Origin of the sequence: Pseudomonas sp. G166 (assembly GCF_037027455.2) — a bacterium.
In the GTDB taxonomy this organism is placed as follows: domain Bacteria; phylum Pseudomonadota; class Gammaproteobacteria; order Pseudomonadales; family Pseudomonadaceae; genus Aquipseudomonas.
In genome coordinates this window covers 1299455-1316972 of the sequence record NZ_CP146985.1, presented here as the reverse complement: position 1 = coordinate 1316972, position 17518 = coordinate 1299455, and the positions used below count along the sequence as shown (strand labels likewise).

At 60.3% G+C, this 17518-nt stretch carries 13 protein-coding genes; all 13 read right to left on the bottom strand.

From position 1 onward, the window contains the following. Positions 1-5 precede the first annotated feature (5 nt). The 13 genes from kdsA to rseP all read right to left on the bottom strand — a co-directional run bounded on the left by kdsA (position 6) and on the right by rseP (position 17508). Positions 6-851, bottom strand: coding sequence for a 3-deoxy-8-phosphooctulonate synthase (kdsA, locus tag SGN16_RS05785; protein ID WP_003198268.1), 846 nt, complete (start codon positions 849-851; stop codon positions 6-8). A gap of 4 nt (positions 852-855) precedes the next feature. Then, the gene (locus SGN16_RS05780) at positions 856-2487 is read right to left on the bottom strand and encodes a CTP synthase (protein ID WP_210643061.1); all 1632 of its coding nucleotides are present in this window, start codon (positions 2485-2487) and stop codon (positions 856-858) included. 274 nt (positions 2488-2761) lie between these two features. Beyond that, a complete protein-coding gene (gene tilS / locus SGN16_RS05775; protein ID WP_335943495.1) occupies positions 2762-4090 on the bottom strand; it encodes a tRNA lysidine(34) synthetase TilS in 1329 nt (442 codons plus the stop codon). Positions 4091-4224: 134 nt separating this feature from the next. Beyond that, positions 4225-5172 carry an acetyl-CoA carboxylase carboxyltransferase subunit alpha gene (locus SGN16_RS05770; protein WP_210643060.1) on the bottom strand — a complete coding sequence of 316 codons (948 nt, stop codon included), beginning with the start codon at positions 5170-5172 and terminating at the stop codon, positions 4225-4227. Positions 5173-5321: 149 nt separating this feature from the next. Then, positions 5322-8843, bottom strand: coding sequence for a DNA polymerase III subunit alpha (dnaE, locus tag SGN16_RS05765; RefSeq protein ID WP_210643059.1), 3522 nt, complete (start codon positions 8841-8843; stop codon positions 5322-5324). A 146-nt stretch (positions 8844-8989) separates the two neighbouring features. Continuing rightward, complete coding sequence (rnhB, locus tag SGN16_RS05760) at positions 8990-9649, bottom strand: ribonuclease HII (RefSeq protein ID WP_210643058.1); 660 nt, start codon at positions 9647-9649, stop codon at positions 8990-8992. After that, positions 9646-10776, bottom strand: a complete 1131-nt coding sequence (gene lpxB, locus SGN16_RS05755) for a lipid-A-disaccharide synthase (protein ID WP_335943494.1) — start codon at positions 10774-10776, stop codon at positions 9646-9648. The genes rnhB and lpxB overlap by 4 nt, the downstream gene beginning before the upstream one ends. A 2-nt stretch (positions 10777-10778) precedes the next feature. Then, a complete protein-coding gene (lpxA, locus tag SGN16_RS05750; protein WP_210643056.1) occupies positions 10779-11555 on the bottom strand; it encodes an acyl-ACP--UDP-N-acetylglucosamine O-acyltransferase in 777 nt (258 codons plus the stop codon). Then, on the bottom strand, positions 11552-11992 hold the full coding sequence (gene fabZ / locus SGN16_RS05745; protein ID WP_003184897.1) for a 3-hydroxyacyl-ACP dehydratase FabZ: 441 nt from the start codon (positions 11990-11992) through the stop codon (positions 11552-11554). The genes lpxA and fabZ overlap by 4 nt, the downstream gene beginning before the upstream one ends. Positions 11993-12097: 105 nt before the next feature. Then, positions 12098-13153 (bottom strand): UDP-3-O-(3-hydroxymyristoyl)glucosamine N-acyltransferase, encoded by a 1056-nt coding sequence (gene lpxD / locus SGN16_RS05740; protein WP_210643055.1) that lies wholly within the window; start codon positions 13151-13153, stop codon positions 12098-12100. Positions 13154-13156: 3 nt separating this feature from the next. Beyond that, positions 13157-13660 carry an OmpH family outer membrane protein gene (locus SGN16_RS05735; protein ID WP_024779019.1) on the bottom strand — a complete coding sequence of 168 codons (504 nt, stop codon included), beginning with the start codon at positions 13658-13660 and terminating at the stop codon, positions 13157-13159. A gap of 45 nt (positions 13661-13705) precedes the next feature. Continuing rightward, on the bottom strand, positions 13706-16081 hold the full coding sequence (gene bamA, locus SGN16_RS05730) for an outer membrane protein assembly factor BamA (protein ID WP_210643054.1): 2376 nt from the start codon (positions 16079-16081) through the stop codon (positions 13706-13708). 74 nt (positions 16082-16155) lie between these two features. Beyond that, the gene (gene rseP, locus SGN16_RS05725) at positions 16156-17508 is read right to left on the bottom strand and encodes a sigma E protease regulator RseP (RefSeq protein WP_210643053.1); all 1353 of its coding nucleotides are present in this window, start codon (positions 17506-17508) and stop codon (positions 16156-16158) included. Positions 17509-17518 lie beyond the last annotated feature (10 nt).

Genomic DNA, 17518 nt, shown 5'->3' with positions numbered 1-17518 from the left:
TCGCGTTACGCGGTTTCTATCGTCGGAAAACTCTTGACCAGTTCGTCCAATGCCTTGAGCTGAGACAGGAAAGGTTCCAGCTTGTTCAGGCGCAAGGCGCAAGGGCCGTCGCACTTGGCGTTGTCCGGGTCCGGGTGAGCTTCGAGGAACAGGCCGGCCAGGGATTGGCTGATACCAGCCTTGGCCAGATCGGTCACCTGGGCACGACGACCGCCGGCGGAATCGGAACGACCGCCAGGCATCTGCAGGGCGTGCGTCACGTCGAAGAACACCGGGTATTCGAACTGCTTCATGATGCCGAAGCCGAGCATGTCCACTACCAGGTTGTTGTAGCCGAAGCTCGAACCACGCTCGCAGAGGATCAACTGGTCATTGCCGGCCTCTTCACACTTGCTCAGGATGTGTTTCATTTCCTGGGGCGCGAGGAACTGGGCTTTCTTGATGTTGATCACCGCACCGGTCTTGGCCATCGCGACCACCAGGTCGGTCTGGCGCGACAGGAAGGCCGGCAGCTGGATGATGTCGCAGACCTCGGCCACGACTGCGGCCTGGGCCGGCTCGTGGACGTCGGTGATGATCGGCACGCCAAAGGCTTGCTTGATGTCCTGGAAGATCCGCATGCCTTCTTCCAGACCAGGGCCACGGTAGGAGGTCACGGACGAACGGTTGGCCTTGTCGAAGCTGGCCTTGAAGACGTAAGGGATACCCAGCTTCTGGGTGACCTTCACGTATTCCTCGCAGACCTGCATCGCCATGTCACGGCTTTCCAGCACGTTCATGCCACCGAACAGCACCATGGGCTTGTCGTTGGCAATCTCGATGTCGCCGACGCGAATGATCTTCTGGGCCATCGTTTTATGCCTTTTTCTGGTGTTGAGCCAAAGCGGCTTTCACGAAACCACTGAACAGTGGATGACCGTCCCGTGGCGTCGAGGTGAACTCGGGGTGGAACTGGCAGGCGACGAACCACGGATGATCCGGCGCCTCGACCACTTCCACCAGCGCGCCATCACCGGAGCGACCGGAGATTTTCAGGCCGGCCTCGATCAGTTGCGGCAGCAGGTTGTTGTTCACTTCGTAGCGATGACGGTGACGCTCGACGATCACGTCCTTGGCATAGCATTGATGCACCAGGGAACCGGCTTCGAGCAGGCAATCCTGGGCGCCGAGGCGCATGGTGCCGCCAAGGTCGGAGGCTTCGGTGCGGATTTCCACGGCGCCGGTGGCATCTTCCCACTCGGTGATCAGACCCACGACCGGATGGCCGCTGGCGCGATCGAATTCGGTGGAGTTGGCGTCTTTCCAGCCCAGCACGTTACGGGCGAACTCGATGACGGCCACTTGCATGCCCAGGCAGATACCCAGGTAAGGCACCTTGTTTTCGCGAGCGTATTGCACGGCAGTGATCTTGCCTTCCACGCCCCGCAGGCCGAAACCGCCAGGCACGAGGATCGCATCGGCACCCTCGAGCAGGCCGGTGCCCTGGTTCTCGATGTCTTCGGAATCGATGTAGCGCAGGTTGACCTTGGTGCGGTTGCTGATGCCGGCGTGACTCATCGCCTCGATCAGCGACTTGTAGGCGTCCAGCAGTTCCATGTACTTGCCGACCATGGCGATGGTGACTTCGTGTTCCGGGTTGAGCTTGGCATCGACCACCGCTTCCCACTCGGACAGATCGGCGCCAGCGCATTGCAGGCCGAAACGCTCGACGACGAAATCGTCCAGGCCCTGGGAGTGCAGGATGCCCGGGATCTTGTAGATGGTGTCGGCGTCTTCCAGGCCGATCACCGCACGCTCTTCAACGTTGGTGAACTGGGCGATCTTGCGACGCGAGGAGATGTCGATCGGGTGATCGGAGCGGCAGATCAGCACGTCCGGCTGCAGGCCGATGGAACGCAGTTCCTTGACCGAGTGCTGGGTTGGCTTGGTCTTGGTTTCGCCAGCAGTGGCGATGTACGGAACCAGCGTCAGGTGCATCAGCATCGCGCGCTTGGCGCCGATTTCGAAACGCAACTGGCGGATGGCTTCGAGGAACGGCTGGGACTCGATGTCGCCCACGGTACCGCCGATCTCGACCATCGCCACGTCGGCATCGCCGGCACCCTTGATGATGCGGCGCTTGATTTCGTCGGTGATGTGCGGGATGACCTGGATGGTCGCGCCCAGGTAGTCACCACGGCGCTCCTTGCGCAGCACGTGTTCGTAGACACGGCCGGTGGTGAAGTTGTTGTTCTGGGTCATGGTCGTGCGGATGAACCGCTCGTAGTGGCCCAGGTCCAGGTCGGTCTCGGCGCCGTCGTGGGTGACGAACACTTCACCGTGCTGGAACGGGCTCATGGTGCCCGGGTCGACGTTGATGTACGGGTCCAGCTTGAGCATGGTGACCTTAAGTCCCCGCGCCTCCAGGATGGCCGCCAATGAAGCCGAGGCAATGCCTTTCCCCAATGAAGAAACAACACCGCCCGTGACGAATATGTAGCGCGTCATGAAAAACCCTAGAAGTCTGCGTTAAAGCGGTCCGAGCCGCCGGGGAAAGCGAAGGAAGGCCGAAGCCCCCGATCACCTGCATTAATCACAGTGCACCTTTCAAAAAAACCGCCGCGTTGGGACAGACCGGAAGTGAAATCACCGGTACGTTGCTCGCTACACATTTTTTGGAATCGCCCAGCAAAGACTGCTTGGTAATCGGCAACTCCTGCAATTCAGGCGAATCCACAGAAGTTGTATCAAGAAGGGAGCGTAGTCTACCGGAAAGCCCCTTTCAGCTCAAACCCAGATCTTGGCTTCCTGGCTGCCAGTTCAATTGCCAACTGCCATCACCGGCTCCATCGAGCCCCGCCAGATTGGCCACGGCCAACAATTGCTCGCCCCGATACAGCAGCGGCAATCGACCGCGAACGAATGCCGGCACAGCGCTTTCGTTGAGCAAACGCTTGAGATCCCGATGACCGCGCCCCGACAATTCCATCACTTCACCGCCTTGACGATAGCGCACGCAAAGTGGCCCCGCCGGCGCCTTGCCGCTGAACATGACCTGGCCATTGCCCGGCAAGCACAACGGTAGCGCGGGATCGGTCCATTGGACGGTACCTGCAACCGAACGCAACCAGTGGTCGGATAACCACCAGACCCGCCCACCGGCCCGGTGCAACTCACCGCCGGCCAGCCGCCAGATCGGCCGGGCATCATTTCCCGCATCGCGCAACGAATCCCAGCCAACCCAGTGATCGCTGTCGGGCTGCTCCGTCAACGCGGCCAGCCAATGGCTCAATGCATTGCGCTGGCGGGCCGGCGACAATGCCCGCAAAGGTGCCAGCGCGAGAGATGGCAAGCCCAGCCAGTCGAACGCGCCCGGGGGCGTGGCGCCAGCCAGATCGATCCGCGCCAGGTCGTCCAGCAAGCCCTGGGCGTCGCCCATGTGCGCGGCGCTGCGCGCCAGGGTCACCGCTGCCTGGGGCCACTGCTCGGTCAATACCGGAAACACCCGCTGGCGCAGGTAATTGCGCGCGTACTGGTGATCGTCGTTGGAAGGGTCCTCAATCCAGCTCAAGCCTTGTTGCCTCGCATAGGCTTGCAGCTCCGCCCGGGACACATCGAGCAAGGGTCGCAGCAAGTGCCCCTGGCCCAAAGGACGCTGCCTGGGCATCGCCGACAAGCCCCTCACCCCTGCCCCACGCAACAAACGAAACAACAGGGTTTCAGCCTGATCGTCGCGGTGCTGGCCTGTGAGCAGCACTTCATTGCTGTGCAGTGCCGCCACGAAGGCACCATAACGCGCCTCCCGGGCGGCGCGCTCGACGCTGGCGCCGGGTTGGACTTGCACACTCACTACTTCAAGCGGCACCCCAAGGGCCTTACAGACCGAGCGACAATGGTCCGGCCATGCATCGGCCACAGCCTGGAGGCCATGATGGACGTGGATAGCACTCAGGGGCGGCAGGGTTTGGGTCTTTGCGAGGGACGCGAGCAGGTGCAGCAGGACGGTGGAATCGAGGCCGCCGGAGAAGGCGATGCGCCAGGTCGCGGCGTTGCGCCAGGGGGATAGCAGTATGAGGAGCCGGGTTGGTAGTTCAATCCTGGGCTGATTCATAGAAACTGGCCTCCACACAAATCAATGTGGGAGCGAGCTTGCTCGCGATGACGGAGTATCAGTCAACTTATCTGTTGAATGTTAAACCGTTATCGCGAGCAAGCTCGCTCCCACACAGGGGTACAGCGCTTGAATCAGAGGCCGTAGCTCATCAACCGCTCATAGCGGCGAGCCAGCAGCGCATCGTTGTCGAATTTCTTCAGCATCGACAACTGCGATGTCAGCTCGGCACGAATCAGCGCCGCAGCCGCAGCCGGGTCGCGGTGGGCGCCGCCGACTGGCTCGTTGATCACTTTATCCACAATGCCCAGGCCTTTGAGGCGCTCGGCGGTGATGCCCATGGCTTCCGCGGCATCCGGCGCCTTCTCGGCGGTTTTCCACAGGATCGACGCACAGCCTTCCGGCGAGATCACCGCATAAGTGGAATATTGCAGCATGTTCAGTTGGTCGCAGACGCCGATGGCCAATGCACCGCCAGAACCGCCTTCGCCGATCACGGTGGCGATGATCGGGGTTTTCAGGCGTGCCATGACGCGCAGGTTCCAGGCAATCGCTTCGCTCTGGTTGCGCTCTTCGGCATCGATGCCCGGATAAGCACCCGGTGTATCGATGAAAGTCAGGATCGGCATTTTGAAGCGCTCGGCCATTTCCATCAGGCGGCAAGCCTTGCGGTAGCCTTCCGGACGCGGCATGCCGAAGTTGCGGCGTACCTTCTCGCGCACTTCGCGGCCTTTCTGATGACCGATAACCATCACCGGCTGGTCGTCCAGACGGGCAACACCGCCAACGATGGCGGCGTCGTCGGAGAAGTGACGGTCGCCATGCAACTCATCGAACTCGGTAAAGATGTGCTCGATGTAGTCCAGGGTGTAGGGACGACGCGGGTGACGCGCCAGGCGGGCGATCTGCCAGCTGGTCAGCTTGCCGAAGATGTCTTCGGTCAGCGTGCGGCTTTTGTCTTGCAGACGAGAGATTTCATCGCCGATATTCAGCGAATTGTCATTACCGACCAAGCGCAACTCTTCGATCTTGGCTTGCAGGTCGGCGATCGGCTGTTCGAAATCTAGAAAATTCGGGTTCATAGGCGTCCGTCTTGGGTCGACGTCCAAGAGAGCTTGGGCCGGCCGGTTGTCTATTCGCGCCTACCTTAAGGGAGAGGCGCGTTCAGGTCGAGATTAAAAATTCGGGTCGAGATCAGGGGCATTCCGGTTTCAAGAGTGGCCCCTGGCCGTCAACGGTATTGGAGGAAGACGTTGTCTTTGCCGAACTGGTCACGCAAGGCTTGAATCAACGCATCCGCCGGATCGATTCGCCAGCCTTCGCCGAACTGCAGCACAGCCTTGGCGTCGGGGCGCACGTACTCCATGGTGATCGGGCAAGCACCGCGATGGCGCTTGAACAACTCGCCCAGCCAACGTAGCTGATCGCCCTTGAGGTCCTGGGTCTGCAACTTCAGGCGCAGGCTCTCGGCCAGGTTGGTACGGGCATCCTCCATGCTCATCACCCGCTTGACCCGCAGCCGCAGGCCACCGGAAAAGTCATCGTTGCTGACCTCGCCTTCCACCACCACCATCGCGTCGGTCTGCAACAGCGACTGCGCCGAGTGGAACGCATCGGCGAACAATGACGCCTCGATGCGCCCGGAGCGGTCGTCGAGGGTGATGAAGCCCATCTTGTCGCCCTTTTTATTCTTCATCACCCGCAGGGCAATGATCATACCGGCGACGGTTTGTGTGTCACGCGCCGGCTTGAGATCAATGATGCGCTGGCGAGCGAAGCGGCGGATCTCGCCTTCGTATTCGTCGATCGGGTGCCCGGTCAGGTACAGGCCCAAGGTGTCTTTCTCACCTTTGAGGCGCTCCTTGAGGGTCAGCTCCTTGGCCTTGCGATGATTGCCATAGACATCGGCGTCCTCCTCGACGAACAGCCCGCCAAACAGGTCGGCGTGGCCACTGTCGTGGGTGCGGGCAGTCTGTTCGGCGGCCTTGATCGCTTCTTCCATGGCCGCCAGCAACACCGCGCGGTTGCGGTCGATGTTGGCCTGGTAGGCCTTGGGCTCGTCCTGGAAGTACGGACCCAGACGGTCCAGCGCGCCACTGCGGATCAAGCCGTCGAGGGTGCGCTTGTTGATACGCTTGAGGTCGACCCGCGCACAGAAATCGAACAGGTCCTTGAACGGCCCGTCCTGGCGCGCCTCGGTGATAGCCTCCACCGGTCCTTCACCGACGCCTTTGATCGCACCCAGCCCATAGATGATGCGGCCTTCGTCGTTGACCGTGAACTTGAACTCCGAAGCGTTCACGTCCGGTGCGTCGAGGCGCAACTTCATGGTCCGCACTTCTTCGATCAAGGTCACGACCTTGTCGGTGTTGTGCATATCCGCCGACAGTACCGCGGCCATGAACGGCGCCGGGTAATGGGCCTTCAACCACGCAGTCTGGTACGACACCAGGCCATAGGCGGCGGAGTGGGACTTGTTGAAGCCGTAGCCGGCGAACTTTTCCACCAGGTCGAAAATGTTACCGGCCAGGTCCGCATCGATGCCGTTGTTCGCACAACCCTCGATGAAACCACCGCGCTGCTTGGCCATTTCCTCGGGCTTTTTCTTACCCATGGCCCGACGCAGCATGTCCGCACCGCCGAGGGTATAGCCAGCCATCACCTGGGCAATCTGCATCACCTGTTCTTGGTACAGGATGATGCCGTACGTGGGGGCCAGCACCGGCTTGAGGCCGTCGTACTGGTAGTCCGGATGCGGGTACGCCAGCTCGGCGCGACCGTGCTTACGGTTGATGAAGTCGTCCACCATGCCTGACTGCAGCGGGCCCGGACGGAACAGGGCCACGAGTGCGATCAGGTCTTCCAGGCAGTCGGGCTTGAGCTTTTTGATCAGCTCTTTCATGCCCCGGGATTCAAGCTGGAATACGGCCGTGGTTTCGGCTTTTTGCAACAGGCTATAGGTCGGTTTGTCATCCAGCGGGATGAAGGCGATGTCCAGCGGCTCTTCGCCGACCTTGGCCCGGTCACGGTTGATGGTTTTCAGCGCCCAGTCGATGATCGTCAGGGTCCGCAGACCGAGGAAGTCGAACTTCACCAGGCCCGCCGCCTCGACGTCATCCTTGTCGAACTGGGTAACCAGGCCGTCGCCCTCTTCGTCGCAATAGATCGGCGAGAAGTCCGTCAGCTTGGTCGGCGCGATGACCACGCCCCCGGCGTGCTTGCCGACGTTACGCACCACGCCTTCGAGCTTGCGCGCCATTTCCCAGATTTCCGCGGCTTCTTCATCGACCTTGATGAAGTCCCGCAGGATTTCTTCCTGTTCGTAGGCTTTTTCCAGGGTCATGCCGACTTCGAACGGAATCATCTTCGACAGACGATCCGCCAGGCCATAGGACTTACCCTGGACCCGCGCCACGTCGCGCACCACAGCCTTGGCGGCCATGGAACCGAAGGTGATGATCTGGCTCACCGCGTTGCGACCGTACTTCTCGGCCACGTAATCGATCACCCGGTCGCGGCCGTCCATGCAGAAGTCGACGTCGAAGTCGGGCATGGAAACCCGTTCCGGGTTGAGGAAACGTTCGAACAGCAGGTCATATTCCAGCGGGTCGAGGTCAGTGATCTTCTGCACGTAGGCCACCAGCGACCCGGCGCCCGACCCACGGCCAGGGCCCACCGGCACGCCGTTGTTCTTGGCCCACTGGATGAAGTCCATCACGATCAGGAAGTAACCGGGGAACCCCATCTGGATGATGATATCCAGCTCGAAATTCAACCGGTCGATATAAACCTGGCGCTTGGCTTCGTAATCTTCGGTGGTGTCCTTGGGTAGCAGGACGCTAAGGCGCTCGTCGAGGCCGTCGAAGGACACCTTGCGGAAATACTCGTCGATGGTCATGCCATCGGGAATCGGGAAGTTGGGCAGGAAGTGCTTGCCCAGCTTCACTTCGATGTTGCAGCGCTTGGCGATCTCGACGGTGTTTTCCAGCGCCTCGGGCAGGTCGCTGAACAACTCGGCCATTTCCTCGGCGCTCTTGAGGTATTGCTGGTCGCTGTAATTCTTCGGGCGACGCGGGTCGTCGAGGGCCCGGCCCTCGCCGATGCAGACACGGGTCTCGTGGGCTTCGAAATCTTCCTGCTTGATGAAGCGCACATCGTTGGTCGCCACCAGCGGCGCCCCAATCTTGTCGGCCAGGGCTACGGCGGCGTGCAGGTGCTCTTCGTCGTTGGGACGGTTGGTGCGCTGCACTTCGATATAGAAGCGATCCGGGAACACCGCCATCCAGTCGCGGGCCAGGGTCTCGGCTTCTTCCGGATTGCCGCTGAGCAGGGCCAGGCCGATCTCACCTTCCTTGGCCGCCGACAGCATGATCAAGCCTTCGCTCGCTTCGGCCACCCACTCACGCTCGATAATGATCGAACCGTTGCGTTGACCATCGATGAAGCCGCGGGAGATCAGCTCGGTGAGGTTGCGGTAACCCAGGGCATTCATCACCAACAGGCTGATGCGACTCAACGGTGCGTCCGGGTCCTTGTTCGACAGCCACAGGTCGGCACCGCAGATCGGCTTGATCCCGGCACCCATCGCAGCCTTGTAGAACTTGACCAGCGAGCACATGTTGTTCTGGTCAGTGACCGCCACGGCAGGCATGTTCATGCCCACCAGGGTCTTGACCAGGGGCTTGATCCGCACCAGGCCGTCGACCAGGGAGTATTCAGTGTGCAGGCGTAGATGAACGAATGAAGCCGGCATAGTGATCCTGCGTTAAGTCATGAAAACAACAAGGCCCGGATTGTACCGGGCCTTGGGTAAAACATCAGCCATGAGCATCCTGCCAAGCGAATGTGCACATTACTTTTGTGGCGAGAGGATTTATCCCCTCCCCACACAAGCCGACATCAAGAGACCGTAGCCTGATTACCTACGATCAAACCCTCACGCGCTTCATAAGCCAACCGCACCGGTGCGAACGAACGCCGATGGATCGGCGTTGGCCCCAGGCGCGCCAGGGCTTCCAGATGAACGGGGGTCGGGTAGCCCTTGTGGCCGCCGATGCCATAACCCGGGTAGATCAACTCGAAGGCGCTCATTTCCCGGTCGCGACTGACCTTGGCCAGGATCGAGGCCGCCGCAATGGCCGGCACCTTGCCATCGCCCTGGATGACCGCTTCGGCGCGCATCGACAATTTCGGGCAGCGGTTGCCGTCGATCATCGCCAGTTTCGGCGTGATGTGCAGGCCTTGTACGGCACGCTGCATGGCGAGCATGGTTGCATGCAGGATATTCAGTTCGTCGATTTCTTCGACTTCGGCCCGGGCGATGCACCAGCTCAGGGCCTTTTCGCAGATCTCGTCGTAGAGTTTTTCGCGACGGGCCTCGGTGAGCTTCTTGGAATCGTTGAGTCCCAGGATTGGCCGGTTCGGGTCGAGAATCACCGCCGCCGTCACCACCGCACCGCACAATGGGCCGCGACCCACCTCATCGACACCGGCCACCAACTCTTCGACTTCGGCGACCAGATTGAAGTCCAGGCCCATCTGCTGCTTCGAATGACTCATTGTTTTGCGCCAATCAGGTTCAGCACCGCGTCTGCTGCCTGGTTGGAGGCATCACGACGCAAAGTGCGGTGGATTTCGTCAAAGCCACGGGTCTGTTCCTGGCCGCCGTCGATCAACGGCGCAAGCGTGTTGGCCAGCGCATCAGCGGTCGCCTCGTCCTGCAGCAACTCCGGCACCAGCAAGCGCTGGGCCAACAGGTTCGGCAAAGAGATGTAAGGGCTCTTGACCATACGCTTGAGGATCCAGAACGTCAGCGGTGCCAGGCGATAGGCGACCACCATCGGGCGTTTATACAACAACGCCTCAAGGGTAGCAGTGCCGGAGGCAATCAACACCGCATCGCAAGCCGCCAACGCTTCATGGGAATGGCCATCGAGCAACGTCACCGGCAAATCGCGACCGACCAAAAGCGCTTCAAGCTGGGCCCGACGCGGCGCACTGGCACACGGCAGGACAAATCGAACATCGGGGCGCATAGCCCGCAGGCACTGCGCCGCGTCGAAAAACACCCCACCCAGACGGCTCACTTCGCCGCCCCGGCTGCCGGGCATCAAGGCCACCAGCGGCCCTTCGGGCAGGCCCAACGCCTGTCGAGCGGCTGCGCGGTCGGCTTCCAGGGGAATGGTATCGGCCAGGGTGTGCCCGACAAACCGCACCGGTACGCCCTTCTCTTCGTAGAACCGGGCCTCGAACGGCAGCAGCGTCAACATCAGGTCGCAGCCTTCGCGAATCTTCAGTACCCGCTTCTGCCGCCAGGCCCAGACCGACGGACTGACGTAGTGCACGGTCTTGATGCCGGCCTGACGCAACTTGAGTTCAATGTTGAGGGTGAAATCCGGCGCATCGATGCCGATGAACACATCTGGCTTTTCGTCGATCAGGGTCTGGATCAGCTTCTTGCGCCGGGCCAGCAACTCACGCAAGCGACCGAGCACTTCCACCAGCCCCATGACCGACAAACGTTCCATCGGGAAATAAGACGTCAGCCCCTCGGCCTCCATCAACGGCCCGCCGACTCCGATGAATTCGACCGCGGGATGCTGCGCCTTGAGCGCCCGCATCAGACCAGCGCCCAGAATGTCACCGGAAGCCTCTCCCGCCACCAGCGCAATACGCAAGTTAGCCATGATTAGCGAGTGATGCCGCGGGTCGAAGACTGGATGGAGTCACGGAATATCGCGACTTCCGGGAACTGCAGCGATGCCTCGGCCAATTCGGCGAGCGCTTGCTCGACCGTCAGGCCCTGGCGATACACCACCTTGTAGGCGCGACGCAACGCGGTAATCGCCTCTTCGCTGAAGCCACGACGGCGCATGCCCTCGAAGTTCATGCTGCGGGCTTCGGCCGGGTTACCGAACACGGTGACATAGGCCGGGACGTCCTTGCCGATGGCGGTGCCCATCCCGGAAAAACTGTGGGCGCCGATATGGCAATACTGGTGCACCAGGGTGAAACCCGAGAGGATCGCCCAGTCGTCCACGTGCACATGGCCCGCCAGGGCGGTGTTGTTGACCAGGATGCAATGGTTACCGATCACACTGTCATGGCCGATGTGGGCGTAGGCCATGATCAGGTTGTGGTCGCCCAAGGTCGTTTCGGAACGATCCTGAACGGTGCCACGGTGAATCGTCACGCCTTCGCGGATCACGTTGTGATCGCCAATGACCAGGCGGGTTTCTTCACCTTTGTACTTGAGATCGGGCGTGTCCTCGCCTACCGAAGAAAACTGGTAGATGCGATTGTGACGGCCGATCCGGGTCGGTCCCTTGAGCACTACGTGAGGACCGATCACCGTACCCTCGCCGATTTCCACACCTGCGCCGATGATCGACCACGGGCCGACCTCGACATCGGCGGCCAGGACGGCCGTCGGATCGATGATTGCGCGAGGGTCAATCAAACTCATAGTTTGCGTTCCGCACAGATGATTTCAGCGGAGCAGACCGGCTTGCCATCGACCGAAGCCTGGCATTCGAACTTCCAGATCTGGCGCTTGCAGCTGATGAACTTGGCCTCGAGGATCAATTGATCGCCCGGGGTGACCGGCTGGCGGAAACGCAATTTGTCGGAACCGACAAAGTAGTAAAGCGTGCCGTCGGCCGGCTTTACGTCGAGCATTTTGAAACCAAGGATCCCGGCAGCCTGAGCCATCGCTTCGATGATCAACACGCCCGGCATGATTGGATGCGCGGGGAAGTGACCATTGAAGAACGGTTCGTTGATGCTGACATTCTTGTAGGCGCGAATGCGCTTGCCTTCAACGTCCAGGTCCACTACCCGATCCACCAGCAGGAACGGGTAACGGTGAGGCAGGTATTCGCGAATCTCGTTGATGTCCATCATTTCGGAGGGAAGCCTATGTAAAGATTGGGAGCGCACGAGTGACGCGCACTCCGCTAGCAAATCAAGGAGCCCTAACGGCTGTGCACACTTGATATGGAAATGGTATCAGCCATCTGATGAAGCATTACCGTCAGGGGTCACGTCCCCTACACGCTTTTCCACCTGTCGTAGACGTCGCGCGATGTCATCGAGCTGACGAATACGGGCCGCGCTCTTGCGCCATTCGGCCGCCGGCTGCATCGCCGTACCGGAAGAATAGGCACCCGGCTCGGTAATCGAGTGGGTCACCATGGTCATCCCGGTCAGGAATACGTTGTCACAGATATCGATATGTCCCACCAACCCCACGCCACCGGCGAGCATGCAGTGCTTGCCGATTTTGGTGCTGCCGGAAATACCCACGCAGGCGGCCATGGCGGTGTGGTCACCGACCTGGACGTTGTGGGCGATCTGGATCTGGTTGTCGAGCTTGACGCCATTGCCAATGACCGTATCGGCCAGCGCACCACGGTCGATCGCCGTGTTGACGCCGATCTCCACATCGTCGCCAACAGTGACGCCACCAATCTGGGCGATCTTTTGCCAGATGCCTTTCTCGTTGGCAAAACCGAACCCTTCACCGCCCAGCACCGCGCCAGACTGGATCACCACCCGCTTGCCGATGCGCACATCGTGGTACAGGGTGACTCGCGGAGCCAGCCAGCCACCTTCGCCGATCTCGCTGCGCGCGCCGATAAAGCAATGGGCGCCCAGCGTGACACCGGCGCCGATGCGGGCCGCGCTTTCGATGACCACGAACGGGCCGATGCTGGCCGAGGGATCAACCACCGCATCCGCTGCGATCACGGCGCTGGGATGGATACCGGCCGCCGACTTGGGCTTGGGATCGAACAGATGGGAAATGCGGGCATACGCCAGGTACGGATCGGGCACGATCAGGGCATCGCCGGCAAACCCTTCGGCATCAGCGGCCTTGAGCAACAGCGCGGCAGCCCGGCTGTCGGCCAGGTACTTGCGGTATTGGGGATTTGCCAGAAAGCTCAACTGAGCTGGGCCAGCCTCTTGCAAAGTGGCTAGCCCAGTAATTGTCTTCTGTGGGTCACCACGCAGGGTGGCGCCCAGGAACTCGGCCAACTGGCCGAGCTTGATAGTCGCAGTCATGGATTACTTCAGCTGATTCATGCGCTCGATAACTTGGCGCGTGATGTCGTACTGAGGCTTGACATCAATCACTGCACCACGCTCGAACACCAGGTCAAAACCACCTTTCTTGATGACTTCTTCCACAGCACTGTCGAGTTTCGGCTTGAGCTGCTTGAGCATTTCACGGTCAGCAACGGCTTTGGCTTCATTCAGTTCCTTGGACTGGAACTGGAAGTCACGGGCCTTTTGCTTGAATTCCAGCTCCAGACGCTCGCGCTCACCCTGGGCCATCTTGTCACCACCGGCTACCAGGCGGTCCTGGATACCCTTGGCGCTGCTTTCCAGGCTCTTGAGCTTGGTCAGTTGCGGACCGAATTTTTTCTCGGCATCCACCGCGTATTTCTTTGCCGCATCGGATTCGAGCAGGGCCATCTGATAGTTCAGCACCGCGATCTTCATGTCGGCAAAAGCCGGACCTGCGACCAGTACGGTCGCCAGGAGAACCAATTGAGTCAACTTACGCACGATGTACTCCTACAAAATCCATTGTCGTTATCTTGGGTCAGACGCTTAGAACGTCTGGCCGAGGGAGAATTGGAACACTTGAGTTTCAGCGTCATCCGGTTTCTTGATCGGCATCGCCAACGCGAAGCTCAAAGGACCCAGCGCGGTGACCCAGGTCACGCCTACACCCACGGAACTGGCCATATTGCTCAGGCTGATATCGTTGCACTGAGTATTGGACTTGCTGCCGTTGGCGTTGGTGGTGTCACTGCACTTGGAGTCGAATACGTTACCTACGTCCCAGAATACCGAGGTACGCAGGGAGCGTTGATCCTTGACGAACGGCATCGGGAACAGGATTTCGGCGCCGCCCTGGATGAGCACGTTGCCGCCGAATGGAAGCGGATCCTGGTCCGGGTCGGCGATCGTGCCCGGGTTGGTGCCGCGGCTTGGGGTACTGCGCGGGCCCAGGGTGCTGTCCTTGAAGCCACGTACCGAGTTGAAGCCACCGGCATAGTAGTTCTCGTAGAACGGCAGGCCGTCGGTCGAACCGTAACCATCACCATACCCGAGTTCAGTGTGCAGGCGCATGGTGTAGGTGTCAGTCAGCGGTTGGAACAGCTGGCCACGGTAGTCGAGCTTGAAGAACGACAGGTCGCTGCCAGGGGTGGTGGTTTCGAGCACCAGGCTCTGGGAATGACCACGTGTCGCCAGTACGCCCTTGTTCAGGGTCGACTCGGACCAACCGGCAGACGCCTTGAAGTTCAGGTAGCTGTCGCCTTCCTTGTTAACGAAGTCAAAGATCTCGTCAACGGTATACCTACCCGTGTTGATCTTGTCCTGCTGGGCGGTAAGACCGAATGTCAGGCGCGAGGTCTCGCTGATTGGATAACCAACGTTGGCGCCGACACCGAAACTGTCCACCGCATAGCTGGAGATATCAGAATCGAGCTCGTCATAGTCGGTGGTGCGATAGAAGGCGTTGTAGCCCAGGCTCACACCGTCAGCGGTCCAGTAGGGGTCCACGTAACCGAAGTTGTAGCGAGTCTGGTATTCGCTGCGAGTCAAGCCGATGCTGACCTTGTTACCGGTACCCAGGAAGTTGTTCTGGGTGATCGAGCCACCGAGGATCAAGCCGGCACTCTGGGCGAAACCGACGCTGGCGGTGATCGAGCCGGAAGCCTGCTCTTCGACGCTGTAGTTCACATCCACCTGGTCATCGACGCCCGGTACGGCCGGGGTCTCGACGTTGACTTCCTTGAAGAAGCCCAGGCGTTCCAGGCGGGTCTTGGACTGGTCGATCAGGTAGGTCGACGCCCAGCCACCTTCCATCTGGCGCATTTCACGGCGCAGCACTTCGTCCTCGGACTTGGTGTTGCCACGGAAGTTGATGCGGTTGACGTAGGCGCGCTTGCCCGGGTCCACGGCGAAAGTGATGTCGACCGTATGGTCTTCATCGTGCGGCTGCGGCACACCATTGACGTTGGCGAAGGTGTAGCCCTCGTTACCCAGGCGACGGGTGATCAGTTCGGACGTGGTGGTCATCAGCTTGCGCGAGAACACCTGGCCCTTCTGCACCAGCAACAGCGACTTGACCTGGTCTTCAGGCACTTTCAGGTCACCGCTGAGCTTGACGTCACGAACGGTGTATTTTTCGCCTTCGTTGACGTTGACCGTGATGTAGACGTGCTTCTTGTCCGGGGTGATGGACACCTGGGTCGAAGCGATGTCCATGTTGATGTAGCCACGGTCCAGGTAGTAGGAACGCAGGCGCTCCAGGTCACCGGAGAGTTTTTCACGGGCGTACTTGTCGTCGTTCTTGAAGAACGACAGCCAGTTGGTGGTCTTGAGCTCGAAGAGGTCGATCAGGTCTTCATCAGGGAAAACCGTGTTGCCCACCACGTTGATGTGCTGGATGGCCGCAACAGTGCCTTCGTTGATGTTGACCTTGAGGCCTACGCGGTTGCGTGGCTGCGGCACCACTTCGGTGTCGACGGTGGCTGAGTAGCGGCCCTGGGCAACGTACTGGCGTTGCAGTTCGTTGCGCACACCTTCGAGGGTGGCGCGCTGGAAGATCTCGCCTTCGGCCAGGCCGGATTGCTTGAGGCCTTTCATCAGGTCTTCAGTGGAGATCGCCTTGTTGCCTTCGATCTCGATACTGGCAACCGACGGGCGCTCGACTACCGTGATGACCAGGACATTGCCGTCACGGCCCAGTTGGATATCTTGAAAGAAGCCGGTTTTGAACAGCGCACGAGTGGATTCCACCAGGCGCCGATCATCCGCCTGCTCGCCGACGTTCAACGGCAAGGCACCAAAGACGCTACCCGCGGAGACCCGCTGGAGGCCATTGACGCGAATATCAGAGATAGTGAAGGACTCGGCGTGAACTTCGGCGATCATCAATACGGTGAGAACCGCAGTTAGCAGCAGACGTTTCATGAAGTCCTTTCTTATTCCAACTGGCAATAAACAAACTGCCGCAAAATGCGGCAGATTCGCAATTCAGCGAAGCGTTACAGACGACCCAAATCGTTGACCAGGGCAAGCAACATGACCCCGACCACCAAGCTGATACCGATCTGTATCCCCCAACCTTGCACCCGATCCGACAAGGGACGACCACGCGCCCACTCGATCAGATAGAACAGCAAATGCCCCCCATCCAGTACTGGAATGGGTAGCAAATTCAGAACCCCCAGGCTAATGCTCAGATAAGCAAGGAAATTCAGGAAATCAGCAATGCCCGACTGGGCAGAAGCGCCCGCCACTTTAGCAATGGTTATCGGTCCACTCAAGTTTTTTACCGAGAGCTCGCCGAACAACATTTTCTTGAGCGAGTCGAGGGTCAGGACACTCATGGTCCAGGTACGACGCGCACCCTCGCCAATCGCCGCCACAGGGCCGAAGCTGACCTCGCGAATCATCTCTGGTGGCCAGTCGACAGCCTTGACCCCCGCCCCCAGGTATCCGGTAGGTGCCTTGCTCTCACCACGGGCCGCCAAGACCACCGGGACGTCGATTGGCGCACCGTCGCGCTCGATGCGCAGGACGATTTTGGCCTCAGGCCGCACACGGACCGAATCGACCACCTGCTGCCAGTCGCTGACCGGCTGGCCGTCGAGCGCCAGCAACCGGTCGCCGGTTTTCAGGCCCGCAGCCTGGGCTGGGCCTTTCGGATCGAGTTCGGCGAGTATCGGTGGCAACGCCGGACGCCATGGACGGATGCCCAGGGAGCGGATCGGGTCGGGCTCATCGGCGCCCTTGAGCCAGTTGTCGAGCATCAGTTCCCGGGGCGAATCCGTTGTCGAGCCCTGCTCGCGCACCATCAATTGCAACGAGCCGCTCTCGCCCAGGCGCCGTACCAGTTGCAGATTGACCGCCGCCCAACCCGAAGTTGGCTCACCATCGATCGCAACGATCTCCTGCCCCGCGCCCAGCCCGGCCCGAGCGGCAACGCTGCCAGCTTCCACCGCACCGATGACAGGTCGCACCTGCTCGCTGCCCAGCATGGCCAGCGCCCAGAAAAACACCATGGCCAGCAGGAAGTTGGCTATCGGCCCCGCCGCGACGATGGCGATACGCTGACGGACGGTCTTGCGATTGAAGGATTGATCGAGCTGATCGGCAGGCACTTCGCCCTCACGCTCGTCGAGCATCTTCACGTAGCCACCCAGCGGGATGGCTGCCACGACAAACTCAGTGCCTTTCTTGTCATGCCAGCGCAGCAACGGCATGCCAAAGCCCACGGAAAAACGCAGCACCTTGACGCCACAGCGCCGCGCGACCCAGAAATGACCGAATTCGTGAAATGTGACCAGCACCCCTAACGCAACCAGGGTGCCGACAATCATATAGAGCGCGCTCATCTGTTTTCTC